This window comes from Clostridium phoceensis (genome assembly GCF_001244495.1).
GTDB lineage: Bacteria > Bacillota > Clostridia > Oscillospirales > Oscillospiraceae > Lawsonibacter > Lawsonibacter asaccharolyticus.
Genome location: NZ_LN866274.1, coordinates 928,766 through 943,888 on the forward strand (window position 1 = coordinate 928,766; position 15,123 = coordinate 943,888).

Sequence of the window (15,123 nt, forward strand, 5' to 3'; positions counted from 1 at the left end):
AACCTCCAAACTCATCTGTATTTGCGGTCAGATATCCAGGTAATAGGGCTTCATCAAGCTTTCCTGCTCGGTGGAGTCCTTGGGATGTCCGGTGGGACGGGGCGGGTCCTGGAAGGAGCGGCGGCGGTCCTGCCCGCGGCCCTGGGAGGACTTTTTATGCTTGGACGGCGCCGGCTTCCGGCTCTCCGCCTGGGGGGCGGTGTGGGCAGAGCGGCCCTTCTGGCCCTCGCTCTTCTGGCGGGGCTGAGCGGCCTGTCCAGCAGAGCGCTTTCGGGGGCGCCCGTGCTCCTCCCTGGAGGATACCGGGGAGAGAGTCAGCCGGCGGGGAGCCAGCAGACGGGCAGTGGCGTCCATGACCCGGTCCCCAGCCAGGGGGTCGGGGCGGTCGAACTCAGTGCAGGGCATGGCGCTGCCCGTCTCCAGGCGGGTGCCGGGCCGGGTCAGCTTGGGGCGGGCGGGAGCCTGAGCGGGCAGCGGGGACTCCGCCGGGGCGGCGGGCGCCTCCCCCTTGGACTTGCTCCGCCTGCGGCGGCGCTTCTTCTTCTCTCCGCCCTCCACCATGGCCTCTGGGGACGGGGCAGAAGCCTGAGCGGACTTCTCCTGTTTCTCCTGAGCTGCGGCCTGGCGGGCGGCCTCCCGCTCCCGGCGCAGCTCACGGGCGGCGGCTCGGGCCTCGGCGTCCTCCTCATTGATAGTGCGGCCGTTCTTATCCTTTTTGGGAAGCTCGAAGACCTGCATGGGCCAGGGGTGCTCCTCCACCACGGGGATGGAGCGGTGGGTCAGCTTTTCGATCTCCCGGAGCAGAGGTTTCTCGGAGAAGTCGCAGAAGGCGATAGCCTCGCCGCCACGGCCCGCCCGTCCGGTCCGGCCGATTCGGTGGACATAGGTCTCAGGCACCTCGGGCAGATTGTAGTTGAAGACATGGGACAGCTCTTCGATGTCCAGCCCCCGGGCGGCGATGTCAGTGGCCACCAGGGCCTGGAGTTTCCCGGCCCTGAAGTCGGCCAGGGCCTGCTGGCGGGCGGTCTGGCTCTTGTTGCCGTGGATGGCGGCGGCGGTGATCCCGTACTTGCTCAGCTCCCGGGCCACCTTGTTGGCCCCGTGCTTGGTGCGGGTAAAGACCAGGGCGTTTTTCACCGCCAGCTCCTGGATCAGCTGGGCCAGCAGCCGGGTCTTATTGCCCTTGTCCACGAAGTACACCGACTGCCGGATAGCCTCCACAGGGGAGGAGACCGGGTCCACCGCCACCCGGACAGGGGAGCGGAGGAGAGAGTTGACCAGATCGGCGATCTCCGGCGGCATGGTGGCAGAGAAGAGCATGGTCTGCTTCCGGGCGGGCAGCCACTTCAGGATCTTCTTCACGTCGTGGATGAAGCCCATGTCCAGCATGCGGTCGGCCTCGTCCAGCACGAAGATCTCCAGCTGCTCCAGATGGACGAACCCCTGGTCGTGGAGGTCCATCAGCCGGCCAGGGGTGGCCACCAGGATGTCCACCCCCCGGTTGAGGGCCTCCACCTGGGGGTTCTGGCCCACACCGCCGAAGATGACAGCGTGGCGCAGGGACAGATGGCTGCCATAGGCCTGGAAGCTGTCACCGATCTGGATGGCCAGTTCCCGGGTGGGGGTGAGGATCAGGGCGCGGATGGGGCGGCCCTTCACCGGGGCGGCACTGAGCCGCTGAAGGATGGGGGCGGCAAAGGCGCAGGTCTTGCCTGTGCCGGTCTGGGCACAGCCCAGCACGTCACGCCCTTCCAGGGCAGGGGGGATGGCCTTCTCCTGAATGGGGGACGGCCGGGTGTAGCCCTGTTCCTCCAGGGCGGAGAGGATGGGGGCGATGAGCCCTAAGTCGCGAAATGTCATTCAGCTCTTCCTTTTTCGTGATCCGGGCGCGGTCAGCGCCGCGCCGGGCCCCCATTTCCCCGGGGGCTGGGGCGGGCTGCCGGGATCACCGGCGGCCGTTCAGAAGGGCCAGGACCATCTGAGTGGTCTGGGCCAAGGTCTGCCCAGGAAGGCAGTCCACCGTCAAATCGGCATAGCGCTCGTAGAGGGGGGCGCGCTGGGCCAGCACGTCCGCCAGGGTCTGCCCCGGCTCCATGGCGATTCCCCTGGTAGCCAGGTTCTGGATGCGGCTGGTCAGCTCCTCCATAGGGACCCGGAGATAGACCACGGGGCCCAGCTCCTTCAGGTGGGCCATGGTCCCCTCCCGGCAGACGGCGCTGCCCCCTGGGGCGATGACGGTGCGGCGGCAGTCCACGGTGCAGATGGCCTCCTCCTCCACCTGGAGGAAGTGCTTCACCCCGAACTGGTCCAGGATGTCCTGGAGCAGCAGGCCCTCCCGCTGCTGGATCACCAGGTCGGTGTCCAGAAAGCCGTAGCCCAAGGCTTTGGCCAGAAGAACACCCACAGTGCTCTTGCCCGAGCCGGGCATGCCGATGAGAATGATGTTGTCCAAAGCGTGATCCTACCTCTGTACAGACTGATATCCGAATTAGTTTAACACAAAAACCCGGAAAAAGGAAGGGGAAATGTACGCCCAGCAGGATAAAAACAGGAGCGGCAGCCCTGAAAGCTCAGGGCTGCCGCTGGATTCAGTCCTGGGAGCTGTCCCACCAGAGGGCCTCCACGGCCGCCAGGGACCGGGGAACATCCAGGATACGCTGGTTGGCACTGCCACGGAAACGGAGGCGGATGTCCTTCTGCTCCAGAAGGAAGGGGCCGTCCACCAGCACATCCAGCTCATGAAGAAGTTCCCGGTCCAGCGGACCCACCCGGCCGGCGGCCAGCTCCTCGTAGAGGTAGCCGGTGTAGCACCAGATATCCCTGCCGGGGAGCTCCTGCCGCACCCGGCGTACCAGGGAGAGCACCTCCGGCTGATTCGCCGGGGCCATGGGCTCGCCCCCCAGCAGGGTCAGCCCGCGGATATAGCCGGGGCGGAGCAGATCCAGGATGGAGCGGACCTGTTCCTCCCCGAATCCCTGGCCATATTGGAAATCCCAGGTCTCCGGATTGAAGCAGCCGGGGCAGCGATGGGGGCAGCCGGACACAAAGAGGGAGACCCGGACGCCCGGTCCGTTGGCCACGTCAATGGGGCGGATGTCGGCGTAGTTCATAAAAACCTCTTACTCATATGTATCTCCGCCCCGCAGGGCAGAGATACATCCTATATTTTTATAGGTGCAGCACCCGGGACTTGATCTCCTTGGTCTTGCCCACGTTCCAGTAGTTCTCTCCCAGGTAGCCGCAGGTGCGGCGGGTGACGTTCATCTTGGCCTGGTCGGTGTTGTGGCACACCGGGCACTCCCACTGCAGGTCGTCGTTGATGGTGATCTCCCCATCATAGCCGCAGCACTGGCAGTAGTCGCTCTTGGTGTTGAACTCGGCGTACTGGATGTTGTCGTAGATGAACCGGACCACCTCTTTCAGAGCCTCCAGGTTGTGGCGCATGTTGGGGATCTCCACATAGGAGATGCATCCGCCGGTGGAGATCTTCTGGAACTGGCTCTCAAAGGTGAACTTGGAGAAGGCGTCGATGTGCTCCCGCACGTCCACGTGATAGCTGTTTGTATAATAACCCTTGTCAGTTACATCTGGTATCGTCCCGAAGCGCTCCTTATCAATGCGGGCGAAGCGGTAGCACAGGGACTCGGCGGGGGTGCCGTACAGGGCAAAGCCGATGTTGGTCTCCTTCTTCCAGGTGTCGCAGGCGGAGCGCAGCCGCTCCATCACCTTCAGGGAGAAGGCCTGTCCCTCAGGGGTGGTCTGGGAGCAGCCCTTCACCAGCTTGGTCACCTCGTACAGGCCGATATAGCCCAGGGAGATGGAGGAGTAGCCGCCATAGAGCAGGGGCTCGATGGGGGCCCCCTTGGGCAGGCGGGCAATGGCGCCGTACTGCCAGTGGATGGGGCTGGAGTCGGAGCGCACGTTCTTCAGGGCGTTGTGGCGGCACATGAGGGCCTCGAAGCACAACTGGAGCCGCTGGTCCAGCAGCTGCCAGAACTTCTCCTCATCCCCCCGGGCCAGGATGCCGATCTGGGGCAGGTTCAGGGAGACCACGCCCTGGTTGAAGCGGCCCTCGAACTTGTAGTTCCCATTCTCGTCCTTCCAGGGGGAGAGAAAGGAGCGGCAGCCCATGGGGGAGAACACGTTGCCCTCGTAGTTCTCCCGCATCTTCTTGGCGGAGATATAGTCGGGGTACATCCGCTTGGCGGAGCACTTGACGGCCAGCTCGGTAATGTAGTCATACTTGCCGCCCTTCAGGCAGTTGTGCTCGTCCAGCACGTATACCAGCTTGGGGAAAGCGGGGGTGATGTAGACCCCCTTCTCGTTCTTGATGCCCTCCAGCCGCTGGCGCAGCACCTCCTCTACGATCATGGCGTTCTCCTCCAGATAGGGGTCACCTTCCTGAAGGTTCAGGAACAGGGTGACGAAGGGGGACTGGCCGTTGGTGGTCATCAGGGTGTTGATCTGGTACTGGATGGTCTGAACGCCGCTCTTCAGCTCGTCCTTCAGCCGGTCGGCCACCAGTCGCTCGATGGTGGCGTCGTCCACCTGACCGGCGCACTCATAGGTGATGTGCTTTCTGAACTTCTCCTTGCTGCGGCGCAGGTACTTGCCCAGGTGGCTCATATCCACGGACTGCCCGCCGTACTGGTTGGAGGCCACACAGGCGATGATCTGGGTGGTGACGGTGCAGGCCACCTGGAAGCTCTTGGGGCTCTCAATGAGCTTGCCGTTCATCACGGTGCCGTTGTCCAGCATGTCCCCGATGTTGATGAGGCAGCAGTTGAAGATGGGCTGGATGAAATAGTCCGCGTCGTGGAAGTGGATGGCTCCCTCGTCGTGGGCCTTGGAGATGTACTCGGGCAGCAGGATGCGCCGGGTCAGGTCCCGGCTCACCTCGCCGGCGATGTAGTCCCGCTGGGTGGCAGCGATCATGGTGTTCTTGTTGGAGTTCTCCTCCGCCAGCTCCTTGTTCTCGTTGCGCAGCAGGGAGAGGATGGACTCGTCGGTGGTGTTCTGCTTACGGACCAGGGCGCGGGTATAGCGGTAGATGATGTAGGTCTTGGCCAGCAGGAACTTATTCTCCGCTACCAGGGCCTGCTCCACCATGTCCTGGATGTCCTCCACCAGCAGGCGCTGGCGCCTGCGGGCCTCGATGCTGTCGATGATGGAGTCGATGCGCGCCTCCTGGATGCGGTCCTCCTCCGGGACCTCGGCGTTGGCCTTTTGGATGGCGAGCTTGATCTTGCTGCGGTCGTAGTCCACGATGGTCCCGTCCCGCTTGATGACTTTGATGGCGCTCATGGCGTACTCCTCTCCCTTGAATCCTTTGTAAGTGGGTGAGCGGGGGCCGGGGCCGCCCGCATAAAACTCTGCCGGGCCCTGATTATACCATAAGCGGCATGTGGTGTCCACTATATCTTGTGGGTGATTTTTTTAAAAACAAAAAAAGACCACAAAATCTGTTTTGCCAGGGAAAGGGCGGAAAATCGGGGGGTGCGGGAGTTTTCCGCCGGCGGGAGGTTGCCCCGGCGGGAAAAACGTGATATACTGGACTCAAATTTTCAGCGTTTTGACGATTTTCATCTGGGAAGGAGAGACCCATGGGAGAGCGGATCGCAGTGGCGATGAGCGGAGGAGTGGACAGCTCGGTGGCGGCATGGCTGCTCCAGCGGGAGGGGCATGAGCTGATGGGGGTGACCCTGAGGCTGTTCGACCGGGAGACGCCGGAAGGGACATGCGGCGCCAGTGACGACCTGGCGGACGCTCGGGCGGTGGCGGAGCGGCTGGGGATGCCCCACCAGGTGCTGGACTGCCGGACCTGCTTCCGGGAGCGGGTGATCCGCCCCTTCGCGGCGGCCTATGAGGCGGGCTGCACCCCTAACCCCTGCGTGGACTGCAACCGGGGGATCAAGTTCGGGGAGCTGCTCCGCAGGTCCCTGGAGCTGGGGGCGGAGGCGGTGGCCACCGGCCACTATGTGCGCATGGAGCGGGACGGCGCCACTGGCCGCTGTCTGCTGAAAAAGGCCCTCCACCCGGAGAAGGACCAGAGCTACGTGTTGTACAGCCTGACCCAGGAGCAGCTGTCCCGCAGCCGATTCCCCCTGGGGGGGCTGTCCAAGGAGGAGATCCGGGCCATTGCCGCACGGCAGGGCTTCGGCAACGCGGAGAAGAAGGAGAGCCAGGATATCTGCTTCATCCCAGACGGGGATTATGCCGCTTTCCTCCGCCGGTACATGGGGAGGGAGTACCCTCCGGGGCCCTTCCTGGATCAGAACGGCAGGCGTCTGGGAACCCATGAGGGGATCGTCTCCTATACGGTGGGCCAGCGCAGGGGACTGGGGATCTCCTCGGAGGGGCGGCTGTACGTGAAGGAGCTGCGGCCGGAGGACAATGCGGTGGTCCTGTCGGACAACGCCGCCCTGTTCACCCGCGTCCTGACAGCGGACCGGCTGAACCTGATCCCCACAGACAGCCTCAGTGCGCCTATCCGGGCCAAGGCCCGTATCCGCTACCGCCAGCAGGAGCAGCCCTGCACCATTGAGCAGACGGGACCGGACACCGTGCGCGTGGAGTTCGACCAGCCCCAGCGGGCGGTCACCCCGGGCCAGGCAGTGGTCTTTTACGACGGCGACCTGGTGATCGGCGGGGCCACCATTCAGAAAGGAAGAGAGTCATGAGCAAAAAGCGCAGCCAGAGAAAGAATTCCAACTACAATTACCGCCCCGGCCAGAAGGCAGGAGAGGACCCCCAGGCGCTCCAGGAGAACAGCCGGACCAAAAAATTCAGCCCCGCGGCCCGGAATCTGCTGTTCGTGGACCTGATCTTCCTGGCGGTGTGCCAAATGATGGAGTCCGGCGGCCTGCTGGACGACGTGCTCTCTGCGTGGCTCACCCTGGTGGGCCTGATCCTGCTGCTGGTGGCGGTGGGCATCCAATTCCAGTTCTGGCGGGGCCCCAAGTCCAAGATCCCCAAGGGGCCCAGGAGCTGAACGGCCTATGAAGCGGGAGTATCGGAGGAGCGAGCCGCTCTTCTCCCAGTGCGGGCTCAACTGCGGCCTGTGCCCCATGTACCACATCCGTGAGGAGTCCCACTGTCCGGGCTGCGGCGGGCCGGGACGGCCATCCTGCCCCATACTCCGGTGTGCCGGTGAGCACGGCGGGGTGGAGTTCTGCTCCCTGTGTCCGGATTGGCCCTGCCAGCGGTATGTCCAGGAGCAGGCCGACTCCTTCATCCCCCACCGGAACGCCCGCAGGGACCTGGAGACGGTGAAGCGGGTGGGCCTGGAGCACTACCGGGAGACGCTGGGCAAGAAAATGGAGGGGCTGCGCTTCCTGCTGGAGCGGTGCAATGACGGACGGCGGAAGTCGCTGTTCTGCACCGCTGTCAACCTGCTGGAGCTGGAGGATGTGGAGGCGGTCATAGCCAGGCTGGAGGAGGAGTTCGGCCCAGAGTATTCCCCGGAGGAGCAGAAGGAACGGGGGAGCCGGGCGGCTGAGCTGTTCCGGGAGCGGGCGCAGACCAGGGGGGTCTCCCTGAAGCTGGAGCGGCAGCGGAAGCCCTGAACTGGAAAGAACGTGGAAAAGGTGGAGAAAGACCGATGAATATTCAGTGGGAAGCGGGAAAGTACACAGAAAACTTTGATTTTGTCCACCGATACGGTGAGAGCGTGCTGGAGCTGGTGGAGGCGGAAGCAGGAGGCCTGGTGGTGGATCTGGGGTGCGGCAACGGGGCCCTGACCCAGAAGCTGGCGGACCGAGGATACCGGGTGCTGGGGGTGGACGACTCCGCCGAGATGGTGGCCGAGGCCCGGGCCCTTCATCCCGGACTGCCCTTCCAAAAGGGGGATGCGGTCACCTTCCAGCTGGAGGAGAAGGCAGACGTCATTTTTTCTAATGCTGTGCTCCACTGGATCGACGGGAGCCGGCAGCAGGCCCTGGCCCGCAACGTGGCCGCCCAGCTGAAGCCGGGCGGGCAGTTTATCTTTGAATTCGGCGGGAAGGGCTGCGCGGAGCGGGTCCACTCGTCGCTGGAGCGACAGTTCGCGCGGAGGGGGCTGGCCTATCCCAGGACCTTCTACTTCCCTACTATCGGGGAGTACGCTCCCATTTTGGAGCGGGCGGGCTTCCGGGTGGAATACGCGGTGCTGTTTGACCGGCCCACAGAGCAGAAGACGGGGGACGGCCTGGCCGACTGGGTCCGCATGTTCGTCAAAAAACCCTTTGAGGGGTTGGAGCCTGCCCTGGGGGATGAGCTCCTCCGGGCGGCGGTGGAGGAGCTGCGGCCTGCCCTGTTCCGCGACGGGAAGTGGTTCGTGGACTACGTCCGCATCCGCATGAAGGCAAGGAAGACGGCCGGATGACCAAGCTGGCCGGGGGCACCGGTGCGCGGTGCACACGGAGACGTGGTGCGGAGGGGAGAGCCAAAGCAGTAGATGAATTATTCCTTTACAGAAAAGGAAATTATTATTAAATATATCCAAAAATTTCTTGAAATGTAAATGAATATATGGCACAATGAAAGAACAAAAGAAGGGACTGTAGAGCCTAAAAAGGAGATGGAAAAAATGAAGCTGAAATTGATACTTTTGGGGAGCTTGTCCCCGCTGATTGGACTGTTGATTTTTTTCCTTCAATTACAGGTGCCCTTCCATGGAATAAAATACTTAGTGATCCTGGCGATCATGTCTGCAGTATTTTTAGCCTATTTCTTTTTCTGTGCATTCTTTTTTTCCAGTAAACAACACAAAAAGAACAGCCTATACTTTTTTGTGACTCCCTTTATATTGTTCTTGGTCAATTTTATAGGATGGATCCAAAAATATGTTGTATTGGCGCTGATCGTATCAGGGGTATCCGCACCATTTCACTATGTTCTGCCAGATTTGATATTTCCAGGAGACAAATATCACTTAATAATGCGCATATTTCCTTTGGCCATTTGTTGGATCGCGTTTAAAATAGGGGAGAGAGTGGGTATTTACTTCAAAGAAAGAATTTAATTTGACATTTAAGTCTTACCACTTCTAACATCTTAATATCTGCTCGTTTCCTTCTCTAGGCCCATAGATTTGCTGACTGTGCGACCTCCAAGAACGAAAAACAGAAGGGTATGCCATCTGAGGCATACCCTTCTGCGTTCTCGTAAAGATGTGTGTGGGAGGAACCTATAAGGGGACAAAGAAAGAGGAGACCGAGAAAGCTGTCGGCGGTTATCTCTGGTACTCGAACTCCAGGTCATACAGGGAGACGATATCTCCGTCCTGGATGCCCATCTCCTCCAGTTTGTCGAACAGACCGGACTGGCGCAGCTTCTGGTCAAACCAGTTGCGGGACTCGAAATCCCCAAAGTTGACGCTGGCAATGAGCTGCTGGAGCCAGGGGGCCTCCACCACCCAGGTGTCATCGAACTTCTCGATGGACACGCTGCCGTTGGTGTCCACCTCGGGGGGACGCTCCACGTAGGTGGGCTCGTAGACCACCACAGGGGGCAGCTGCTGGAGCTCCTGGGCAGCCCGCTTCACCAGCTCCCGGGTGCCCTGGTGGGCGGCGGCGGAGATCTCGAAGAGCTCCATGCCCTGGGACTCCACATGGGCGCGCAGCCGGTCCAGCAGGGCGGGGTCCTCCATGATGTCCACCTTGTTGGCGGCCACGATCATTTTCCGGCCGGCCAGCTCGGGGGAGTACTGCTTCAGCTCGGCATTGATGGCCTCGAAGTCCTCCACCGGGTCCCGGCCCTCGGAGCCGGACACATCCACCACGTGGATCAGCAGCCGGCAGCGGTCCACATGGCGCAGAAAGTCGTGGCCCAGGCCGGCGCCGTCGGCGGCGCCCTCGATGATACCGGGGATATCGGCCATGACGAAGGAGACCCCCTCCTCCACATAAACCACCCCCAGATTGGGGAACAGAGTGGTGAAGTGGTAGTTGGCGATCTTGGGCTGGGCCCGGCTGACCACGCTGAGCAGGGTGGACTTGCCCACGTTGGGAAAGCCCACCAGCCCCACGTCGGCCAGCAGCTTCAGCTCCAGCACAACCTCCCGGCTCTCCCCGGGCAGGCCGGGCTTGGCGAAGCGGGGGACCTGGCGGGTGGGGGTGGCAAAGTGCTGGTTGCCCCATCCGCCCCGGCCGCCCCGGCACAGGATAAAGGGGGTCTCGTCAGACATATCCCGGATGATCTCGCCGGTGGCGGCATCCCGGATGACGGTGCCCCGGGGCACCTGGAGGAGCAGGTCCTCCCCGTCCCTGCCGGTGCGGCGGTTGCCGCCCCCGGGGGCGCCGTTGCCCGCCACGTATTTCCGCTTATAGCGGAAGTCCATCAGGGTGGACATGTGATCGTCCACGGTGACCACCACGTTGCCCCCCCGGCCGCCGTCGCCGCCGTCCGGGCCGCCGGCGGCCACATATTTTTCCCGGTGGAAGGAGACCACGCCGTTTCCGCCGCTGCCGGAGCGGACGGTGATCTTCGCGGTGTCTACAAAGGGTGCTGCCATAACAGGCACCTCCTTTTCAGGGTTGGAAGTGACGCCGGACGGGGCCCGGCGGCGGAATGAGAAAAAGAAAGCCGCAAACGCCATCCGTTTGCGGCTTTTTTCAGCAGCTCAATTACTGAGCGATCTCCACGATGGAGACCTGCTTGCGGTCCTTGCCCAGACGCTCAAACTTCACCTTGCCGGACTTCAGGGCGAACAGGGTGTCATCGCTGCCCTTGCCCACGTTGACGCCGGGGTGGATGTGCGTGCCGCGCTGGCGGACCAGGATATTGCCGGCCAGCACGAACTGACCGTCGGCGCGCTTGACGCCCAGGCGCTTGGCCTCGGAATCACGGCCGTTGCGGGTGGAACCCACGCCCTTTTTATGGGCGAAAAACTGCAGACCGATTTTCAGCATGTCTTACACCTCCAAGACGATAATGTGATCGGGGTACTCCTCATGCAGCTGGGCGAAGTGGACCATGAGAGCGGTCATCAGCGTCTGACAGGTGCTCTCGGCGGTCTGACCCAGCTTGGCGGGGAGCTTCAGGGAGAGATAGGCGTCCTTCTGCCGGACCTTGACGGCGGCCTCCAGCCCCAGCACGTCGTTGACGGCGCACTCGGCCAGACGGACCGCGCTGGTGACGGCGGCGCAGACGATATCCTCCCCCTCCGGGGCGTATCCGCTGTGGCCCTGCACTTCAAAGCTCACGATGCGGCTGCCCTCGGTATGAAAGGTCACGGTGGTCATGATCAGGCCTGGATGGCGCCGATCTGCACCTTGGTGTAGGGCTGACGATGGCCCTGACGCTTGCGATAGCCCTTCTTGGGATTGTACTTGAAGATCCGGACCTTCTTGCCCTTGCCGTTCTTCACCACAGTGGCGGCCACGGAAGCGCCCTCCACTACGGGAGCGCCGAAGGTAGCCTTGTCGCCGTCCAGGATGGCCAGGACCTTGTCGAAGGTGATGGCCTGTCCGGCCTCGGCCTCCAGCTTCTCGATGAACAGGGTATCGCCCTCGGTCACCTTGTACTGCTTACCGCCGGTCTCAATAATAGCGTGCATGTATGATTCAACTCCTTCATAACGGGCTCGCTGTCGGGGGCAGGGAGGCTGGCTCCCATTTTGTGGCCCATTCAAAGCGGCTCTGATAGTTTATCAATAGGACTTTGATTTGTCAAGGGGACGGGGAGTTTTTTTGAAAAATTGTTTTAGGGACGGGCACCGGGAAGGGCCAGCACCGGGTCGGGCACAGTCACCACATACTTCTCCAGCAGGGCCACCGGATGGTAGGACAGCTTGGAGGTGCGCAGTCCCGGGTCGCCCACGTCGTCCTCACGGTTCAGGAAGGAGACCCCCTCCCCGGCATAGGCCTGGGCAAACTGGCTGACCAGCATCTGATAGGCACCAAAGATCTCCCGGTCCGCCTTCTCGATGTGGATGAACAGGGTGTCCCCCAGCACTTCTCCCAGAGAGAAGCCGGCCAGACGGTCCTCCACCATCAGCAGGCCGCCCTTCATGTCGTAGAGGTCCAGGTTGTTCAGGACCTCCTTGGTTTTGTTCAGGTCCTCCAGATAGGAGACGGAGTCCTTCTCGTGCTCCTGGACATAGCGGTCCAGAAGGGCGAGGATCATGGGCAGGTCCTCAGGCACGATAGGGCGGAAGGTCCAGGTCCCGTAGGTCTTGTGGAAGCGGTTGACGTGATTGCGCTGACCGCTGAGTTTTTTGCCCCGGAAAAACTTCAGGTCCTCGCTGCGGTAGAGATAGTCAAAGGTGTCCCGGTCCGCCTGGGCGGTGCTTCCAGGGAAAAAGTGGAGCATTCGGTCAAGCTCGTCCTTGGGGACGGGGACAAAACGCAGGGGCAGCTTGTTCTGCAGACAGTATTCGGCGATCTGCCGGAACTGCTCCAGCCTGCCCCCTCCCAAGGGAAGGGTAAAGGTGGGACCTACGCCAGGATAGTCCACCTTAAAATAGAGAGAGTTGTCCCACAGAGCGTATTCGGTGCGGTACATGTCCCGCCAGATGAAAACGGTGCCCGGTGTGGTGTCACACAGGCGGCTGCCGCTGTAAGCAAAATAGGGGCGCAGCCGGGGCAGGTCCTCCAGCTGCAGGGGTCGGAAATCCAGCATACGATCAAGTTCCTTTTGTTTCTCTTTTTGTCTCGTCATTCAGGCGGCCCCGGTACCAGCCGGTGACGCCGTTTTTCTTTACCAGGGTGCCCATCTCTCCGGTGCGGGCCACGATGGAAAGGCAGTCCCCCGGCACGACGGGCAGAAGGTAGTCAGTGGAGTCCTCGCACCGGAGCCCCTCCGGGCTGTCATAAAGATAGCTGGTGAGGATGGGGAGCACCCGTCCAGTCTCCAGATGGCGGCACAGAGATAACTCCGGTCCCCGCTCCAGCACCTCGACCCGGTTGCGGCCCCAGCGGATGTTCAGGGAATCCTCCGAAGGCGCCTGTGGGTCCAGGGCGCGGGCCGTGGGCAGCCCGTCGTAGGCGGTCCAGCTGAAGTCCGGAGAGGACTCCTCCGGGATGATAAGGGCGTTGAGCTGACCGTCCAGCTTGAGGACGCAGCCGCCGTCGATGGAGATGATGTGCCGTGCGCGGTCGATGATGGGGGCAGCGGAGGGGATGCGGGGGTCATACAGGGTGACGGGCCAGTGGCCCACCACCACATACTTGCCGGTGTGGGCAAAGGAGTGGCCCTGGCCCCAGTAGTCGTCGTTTTTCATGCAGTGCCAGGCGTCCAGCTCCTCCATGCGGTCCAGGGAGGGGACTCCGCCGTGGACAAAGACCAGGTGTTCGCTCTCCAGGATGGTGGGCAGGGAACGCAGCCAGTCCCAGACCCAGGGGAAGGTCCGGCGCAGGCACTCCCGCAGGCGGGGCAGGTCGTCCCAGCGGTCAAAGCCGGCTTCCCTGGCCATCTGGCGCAGGATACTCTCCGGGTGGGCGGGAAGATAGACCCGGAAAAAGCCTTGGTCCCACAGGTCATCTTCAAAGAAACGGAGGACCAGCCCATCACAGTTGCCGCAGACAGGGAGAATGGTGTGGTCCTGGGACAACTCCAGGATATCCCGCAGCAGGCCCAGACTGTCCGGCCCTTTCTCTAGGATGTCCCCTACCAGCACCAGAATATCACGGGACGAGAAAGCAGCTTTTTCCAGCAGACCGCGGAAAAAAGCGCGGTTGCCGTGGATGTCGCTGACCGCCAGGATGCGTCTGCTGGGGGCCAGGGCGGGGTGGACAACAGTGGCGAGGGCCATGAGGCGTGCTCCTTTCCGGGAGGGTGTGGGGACGGGAATGGGCCCGGTCCTGATGCTCTAACCTTTATCATAACACAGAAGCTGTGACAGAATCAAGCCAAAGGGGAGAGAAAAACCTATCGTTTTGCGGGGAGTTTTTAGCAGGAAGGGGAAAGAGGAGGGGGTCAGAATGGCAGGGGGGGCGCATTCCCCGGCGGCGAGGTGGGCGGGCCATCTTGCAGGGGCCGCCTGCGATATGGTAGAATGACCTGACCGGAACAAAATGAGCCAACAGGAAAACAGAAGGGGAGCGGAGCGCAATGAATACACCGGAGCTGGAGACGGAGCGGCTGCGCCTGCGGCGGTTCACAGCGGAGGACGCAGCGGCCATACTGGCCATTTTTGGAGACGTGGAGGCCAATACCTTCCTCCCGTGGTTCCCCCTGAAGTCGCTGGAGGAGGCGAGGCAGCTCTTTGAAAGGCAGTACCAGCCGGTCTACCGGGCAGAGCGGGGATACCAATACGCGATCTGCCTCAAGGAGGACGACATCCCCATCGGCTACGTCAAGGTGGACCTGGACGAGAGCCACGACCTGGGCTATGGGCTGCGCCATGAGTTTTGGCATCGGGGCATCGCTGCGGAGGCAGCCCGGGCCCTGGTAGAGCAGGTGAGGCGGGACGGGCTGCCTTATCTCACAGCCACTCACGATGTGAACAACCCCAACAGCGGAGCGGTGATGAAAAAGTTGGGAATGGTCTATCAATACTCCTATGAGGAGCAGTGGCAGCCCAAGGACATCCCGGTGCTGTTCCGGCTCTACCAGATGGATCTGGACGGGAATAGCGGCAGGCCATACCTCAGATACTGGGAGCGATCCCGGGTCCATATGGTGGAGCAGGGCATATAGCCGGGCAGGGATTCTCTGTTTACAGAAAGTTCACAGGGATGACATGATTTCGCCTTAATTTCTGGGTATGATAACACCGTACCCAGAAGAAAACTCCCATTTCTCCCTCTCCTTTTACAACACACACAGGTCTGACACCCCGGTCCCATGGACCGGGGTGTCAGACTGTTCCGGTACAGGATGGGGCTATTTACAGAAAATTCACATTGCGGACATGATTTAGCAGTACTTCTCCGTTAAGATAAGACCGTACCCAGTTTTCATAGGATACCTCCCATTTCTCCCTCTCTTTACAACACACACAGGTGCAGCGCCCCGGCCTCAAGGCTGGGGCGCTGTGCTGTCCGGAGAGACGCGTGCTGTTTACAGAAAGTTCATAGGCAGGTCATGATTTCGACGTATTTCTTCGGTAGGATATCACTGTACCCAAGATCACAAAGTATTCTCCCATTTCTCCCTCTCCTTTACAACACACACAAGCAGAGAGCCCCGGCCTAACGGCCG

16 protein-coding genes are annotated in these 15,123 nt (G+C 61.7%); 6 read left to right on the forward strand and 10 right to left on the reverse strand.

What is annotated here, in order from left to right; translation table 11 throughout:
* Positions 1-27 precede the first annotated feature (27 nt).
* The 4 genes from BN1969_RS05295 to nrdD form a co-directional block, all read right to left on the reverse strand.
* On the reverse strand, positions 28-1,860 hold the full coding sequence (locus tag BN1969_RS05295) for a DEAD/DEAH box helicase (RefSeq protein ID WP_050623348.1): 1,833 nt from the start codon (positions 1,858-1,860) through the stop codon (positions 28-30).
* A gap of 85 nt (positions 1,861-1,945) precedes the next feature.
* Positions 1,946-2,452, reverse strand: a complete 507-nt coding sequence (locus tag BN1969_RS05300; protein ID WP_050623349.1) for a shikimate kinase — start codon at positions 2,450-2,452, stop codon at positions 1,946-1,948.
* A gap of 136 nt (positions 2,453-2,588) precedes the next feature.
* A complete protein-coding gene (nrdG, locus tag BN1969_RS05305) occupies positions 2,589-3,110 on the reverse strand; it encodes an anaerobic ribonucleoside-triphosphate reductase activating protein (RefSeq protein ID WP_050623350.1) in 522 nt (173 codons plus the stop codon).
* A gap of 58 nt (positions 3,111-3,168) precedes the next feature.
* Entirely contained in the window at positions 3,169-5,295 is a 2,127-nt protein-coding gene (nrdD, locus tag BN1969_RS05310) for an anaerobic ribonucleoside-triphosphate reductase (RefSeq protein ID WP_050625397.1), read from the reverse strand.
* Between the two features lie 308 nt (positions 5,296-5,603).
* On the opposite strand from nrdD, the gene mnmA reads away from it, so the two are divergent.
* The 5 genes from mnmA (at position 5,604) to BN1969_RS05335 (ending at position 9,001) form a co-directional block, all read left to right on the forward strand.
* Positions 5,604-6,680, forward strand: a complete 1,077-nt coding sequence (gene mnmA, locus BN1969_RS05315) for a tRNA 2-thiouridine(34) synthase MnmA (protein ID WP_050623351.1) — start codon at positions 5,604-5,606, stop codon at positions 6,678-6,680.
* The gene (locus tag BN1969_RS05320; protein WP_050623352.1) at positions 6,677-6,991 is read left to right on the forward strand and encodes a hypothetical protein; all 315 of its coding nucleotides are present in this window, start codon (positions 6,677-6,679) and stop codon (positions 6,989-6,991) included. The genes mnmA and BN1969_RS05320 overlap by 4 nt, the downstream gene beginning before the upstream one ends.
* Before the next feature lie 7 nt (positions 6,992-6,998).
* Positions 6,999-7,565: a DUF3795 domain-containing protein gene (locus tag BN1969_RS05325; protein WP_050623353.1), complete on the forward strand. Its 567-nt coding sequence runs from the start codon at positions 6,999-7,001 to the stop codon at positions 7,563-7,565.
* A gap of 35 nt (positions 7,566-7,600) precedes the next feature.
* Complete coding sequence (locus BN1969_RS05330) at positions 7,601-8,362, forward strand: class I SAM-dependent methyltransferase (RefSeq protein WP_050623354.1); 762 nt, start codon at positions 7,601-7,603, stop codon at positions 8,360-8,362.
* Between the two features lie 204 nt (positions 8,363-8,566).
* A complete protein-coding gene (locus BN1969_RS05335) occupies positions 8,567-9,001 on the forward strand; it encodes a hypothetical protein (RefSeq protein WP_050623355.1) in 435 nt (144 codons plus the stop codon).
* Between the two features lie 210 nt (positions 9,002-9,211).
* Here the strand turns inward: BN1969_RS05335 and obgE are convergent, their stop codons facing one another.
* The 6 genes from obgE to BN1969_RS05365 form a co-directional block, all read right to left on the reverse strand.
* Complete coding sequence (gene obgE / locus BN1969_RS05340; protein ID WP_050623356.1) at positions 9,212-10,492, reverse strand: GTPase ObgE; 1,281 nt, start codon at positions 10,490-10,492, stop codon at positions 9,212-9,214.
* Positions 10,493-10,604: 112 nt separating this feature from the next.
* Positions 10,605-10,889 carry a 50S ribosomal protein L27 gene (gene rpmA / locus BN1969_RS05345; protein ID WP_050623357.1) on the reverse strand — a complete coding sequence of 95 codons (285 nt, stop codon included), beginning with the start codon at positions 10,887-10,889 and terminating at the stop codon, positions 10,605-10,607.
* Positions 10,890-10,892: 3 nt separating this feature from the next.
* Positions 10,893-11,222, reverse strand: coding sequence for a ribosomal-processing cysteine protease Prp (locus BN1969_RS05350; protein ID WP_050623358.1), 330 nt, complete (start codon positions 11,220-11,222; stop codon positions 10,893-10,895).
* Positions 11,223-11,224: 2 nt separating this feature from the next.
* The gene (gene rplU / locus BN1969_RS05355; RefSeq protein ID WP_050623359.1) at positions 11,225-11,536 is read right to left on the reverse strand and encodes a 50S ribosomal protein L21; all 312 of its coding nucleotides are present in this window, start codon (positions 11,534-11,536) and stop codon (positions 11,225-11,227) included.
* A gap of 146 nt (positions 11,537-11,682) precedes the next feature.
* The gene (locus tag BN1969_RS05360) at positions 11,683-12,600 is read right to left on the reverse strand and encodes a DUF2156 domain-containing protein (protein ID WP_050623360.1); all 918 of its coding nucleotides are present in this window, start codon (positions 12,598-12,600) and stop codon (positions 11,683-11,685) included.
* Between the two features lie 4 nt (positions 12,601-12,604).
* Complete coding sequence (locus BN1969_RS05365) at positions 12,605-13,732, reverse strand: metallophosphoesterase (protein WP_050623361.1); 1,128 nt, start codon at positions 13,730-13,732, stop codon at positions 12,605-12,607.
* A gap of 299 nt (positions 13,733-14,031) precedes the next feature.
* Here BN1969_RS05365 and BN1969_RS05370 point away from each other — a divergent pair, with 299 nt between their 5' ends.
* On the forward strand, positions 14,032-14,619 hold the full coding sequence (locus tag BN1969_RS05370; RefSeq protein WP_050623362.1) for a GNAT family N-acetyltransferase: 588 nt from the start codon (positions 14,032-14,034) through the stop codon (positions 14,617-14,619).
* The last annotated feature ends 504 nt before the right edge of the window (positions 14,620-15,123 follow it).

Excerpts from the sequence above, each read along its gene's own strand:
- BN1969_RS05360 (WP_050623360.1), bottom strand. The coding sequence starts at position 12,600 with ATGCTGGATTTCCGACCCCTGCAGCTGGAGGACCTGCCCCGGCTGCGC.
- rplU (WP_050623359.1), bottom strand. The coding sequence starts at position 11,536 with ATGCACGCTATTATTGAGACCGGCGGTAAGCAGTACAAGGTGACCGAG.
- BN1969_RS05330 (WP_050623354.1), top strand. The coding sequence starts at position 7,601 with ATGAATATTCAGTGGGAAGCGGGAAAGTACACAGAAAACTTTGATTTT.
- rpmA (WP_050623357.1), bottom strand. The coding sequence starts at position 10,889 with ATGCTGAAAATCGGTCTGCAGTTTTTCGCCCATAAAAAGGGCGTGGGT.
- BN1969_RS05335 (WP_050623355.1), top strand. The coding sequence starts at position 8,567 with ATGAAGCTGAAATTGATACTTTTGGGGAGCTTGTCCCCGCTGATTGGA.
- mnmA (WP_050623351.1), top strand. The coding sequence starts at position 5,604 with ATGGGAGAGCGGATCGCAGTGGCGATGAGCGGAGGAGTGGACAGCTCG.
- BN1969_RS05325 (WP_050623353.1), top strand. The coding sequence starts at position 6,999 with ATGAAGCGGGAGTATCGGAGGAGCGAGCCGCTCTTCTCCCAGTGCGGG.
- BN1969_RS05350 (WP_050623358.1), bottom strand. The coding sequence starts at position 11,222 with ATGACCACCGTGACCTTTCATACCGAGGGCAGCCGCATCGTGAGCTTT.
- nrdG (WP_050623350.1), bottom strand. The coding sequence starts at position 3,110 with ATGAACTACGCCGACATCCGCCCCATTGACGTGGCCAACGGACCGGGC.
- BN1969_RS05370 (WP_050623362.1), top strand. The coding sequence starts at position 14,032 with ATGAATACACCGGAGCTGGAGACGGAGCGGCTGCGCCTGCGGCGGTTC.
- obgE (WP_050623356.1), bottom strand. The coding sequence starts at position 10,492 with ATGGCAGCACCCTTTGTAGACACCGCGAAGATCACCGTCCGCTCCGGC.
- BN1969_RS05295 (WP_050623348.1), bottom strand. The coding sequence starts at position 1,860 with ATGACATTTCGCGACTTAGGGCTCATCGCCCCCATCCTCTCCGCCCTG.
- BN1969_RS05365 (WP_050623361.1), bottom strand. The coding sequence starts at position 13,732 with ATGGCCCTCGCCACTGTTGTCCACCCCGCCCTGGCCCCCAGCAGACGC.
- BN1969_RS05320 (WP_050623352.1), top strand. The coding sequence starts at position 6,677 with ATGAGCAAAAAGCGCAGCCAGAGAAAGAATTCCAACTACAATTACCGC.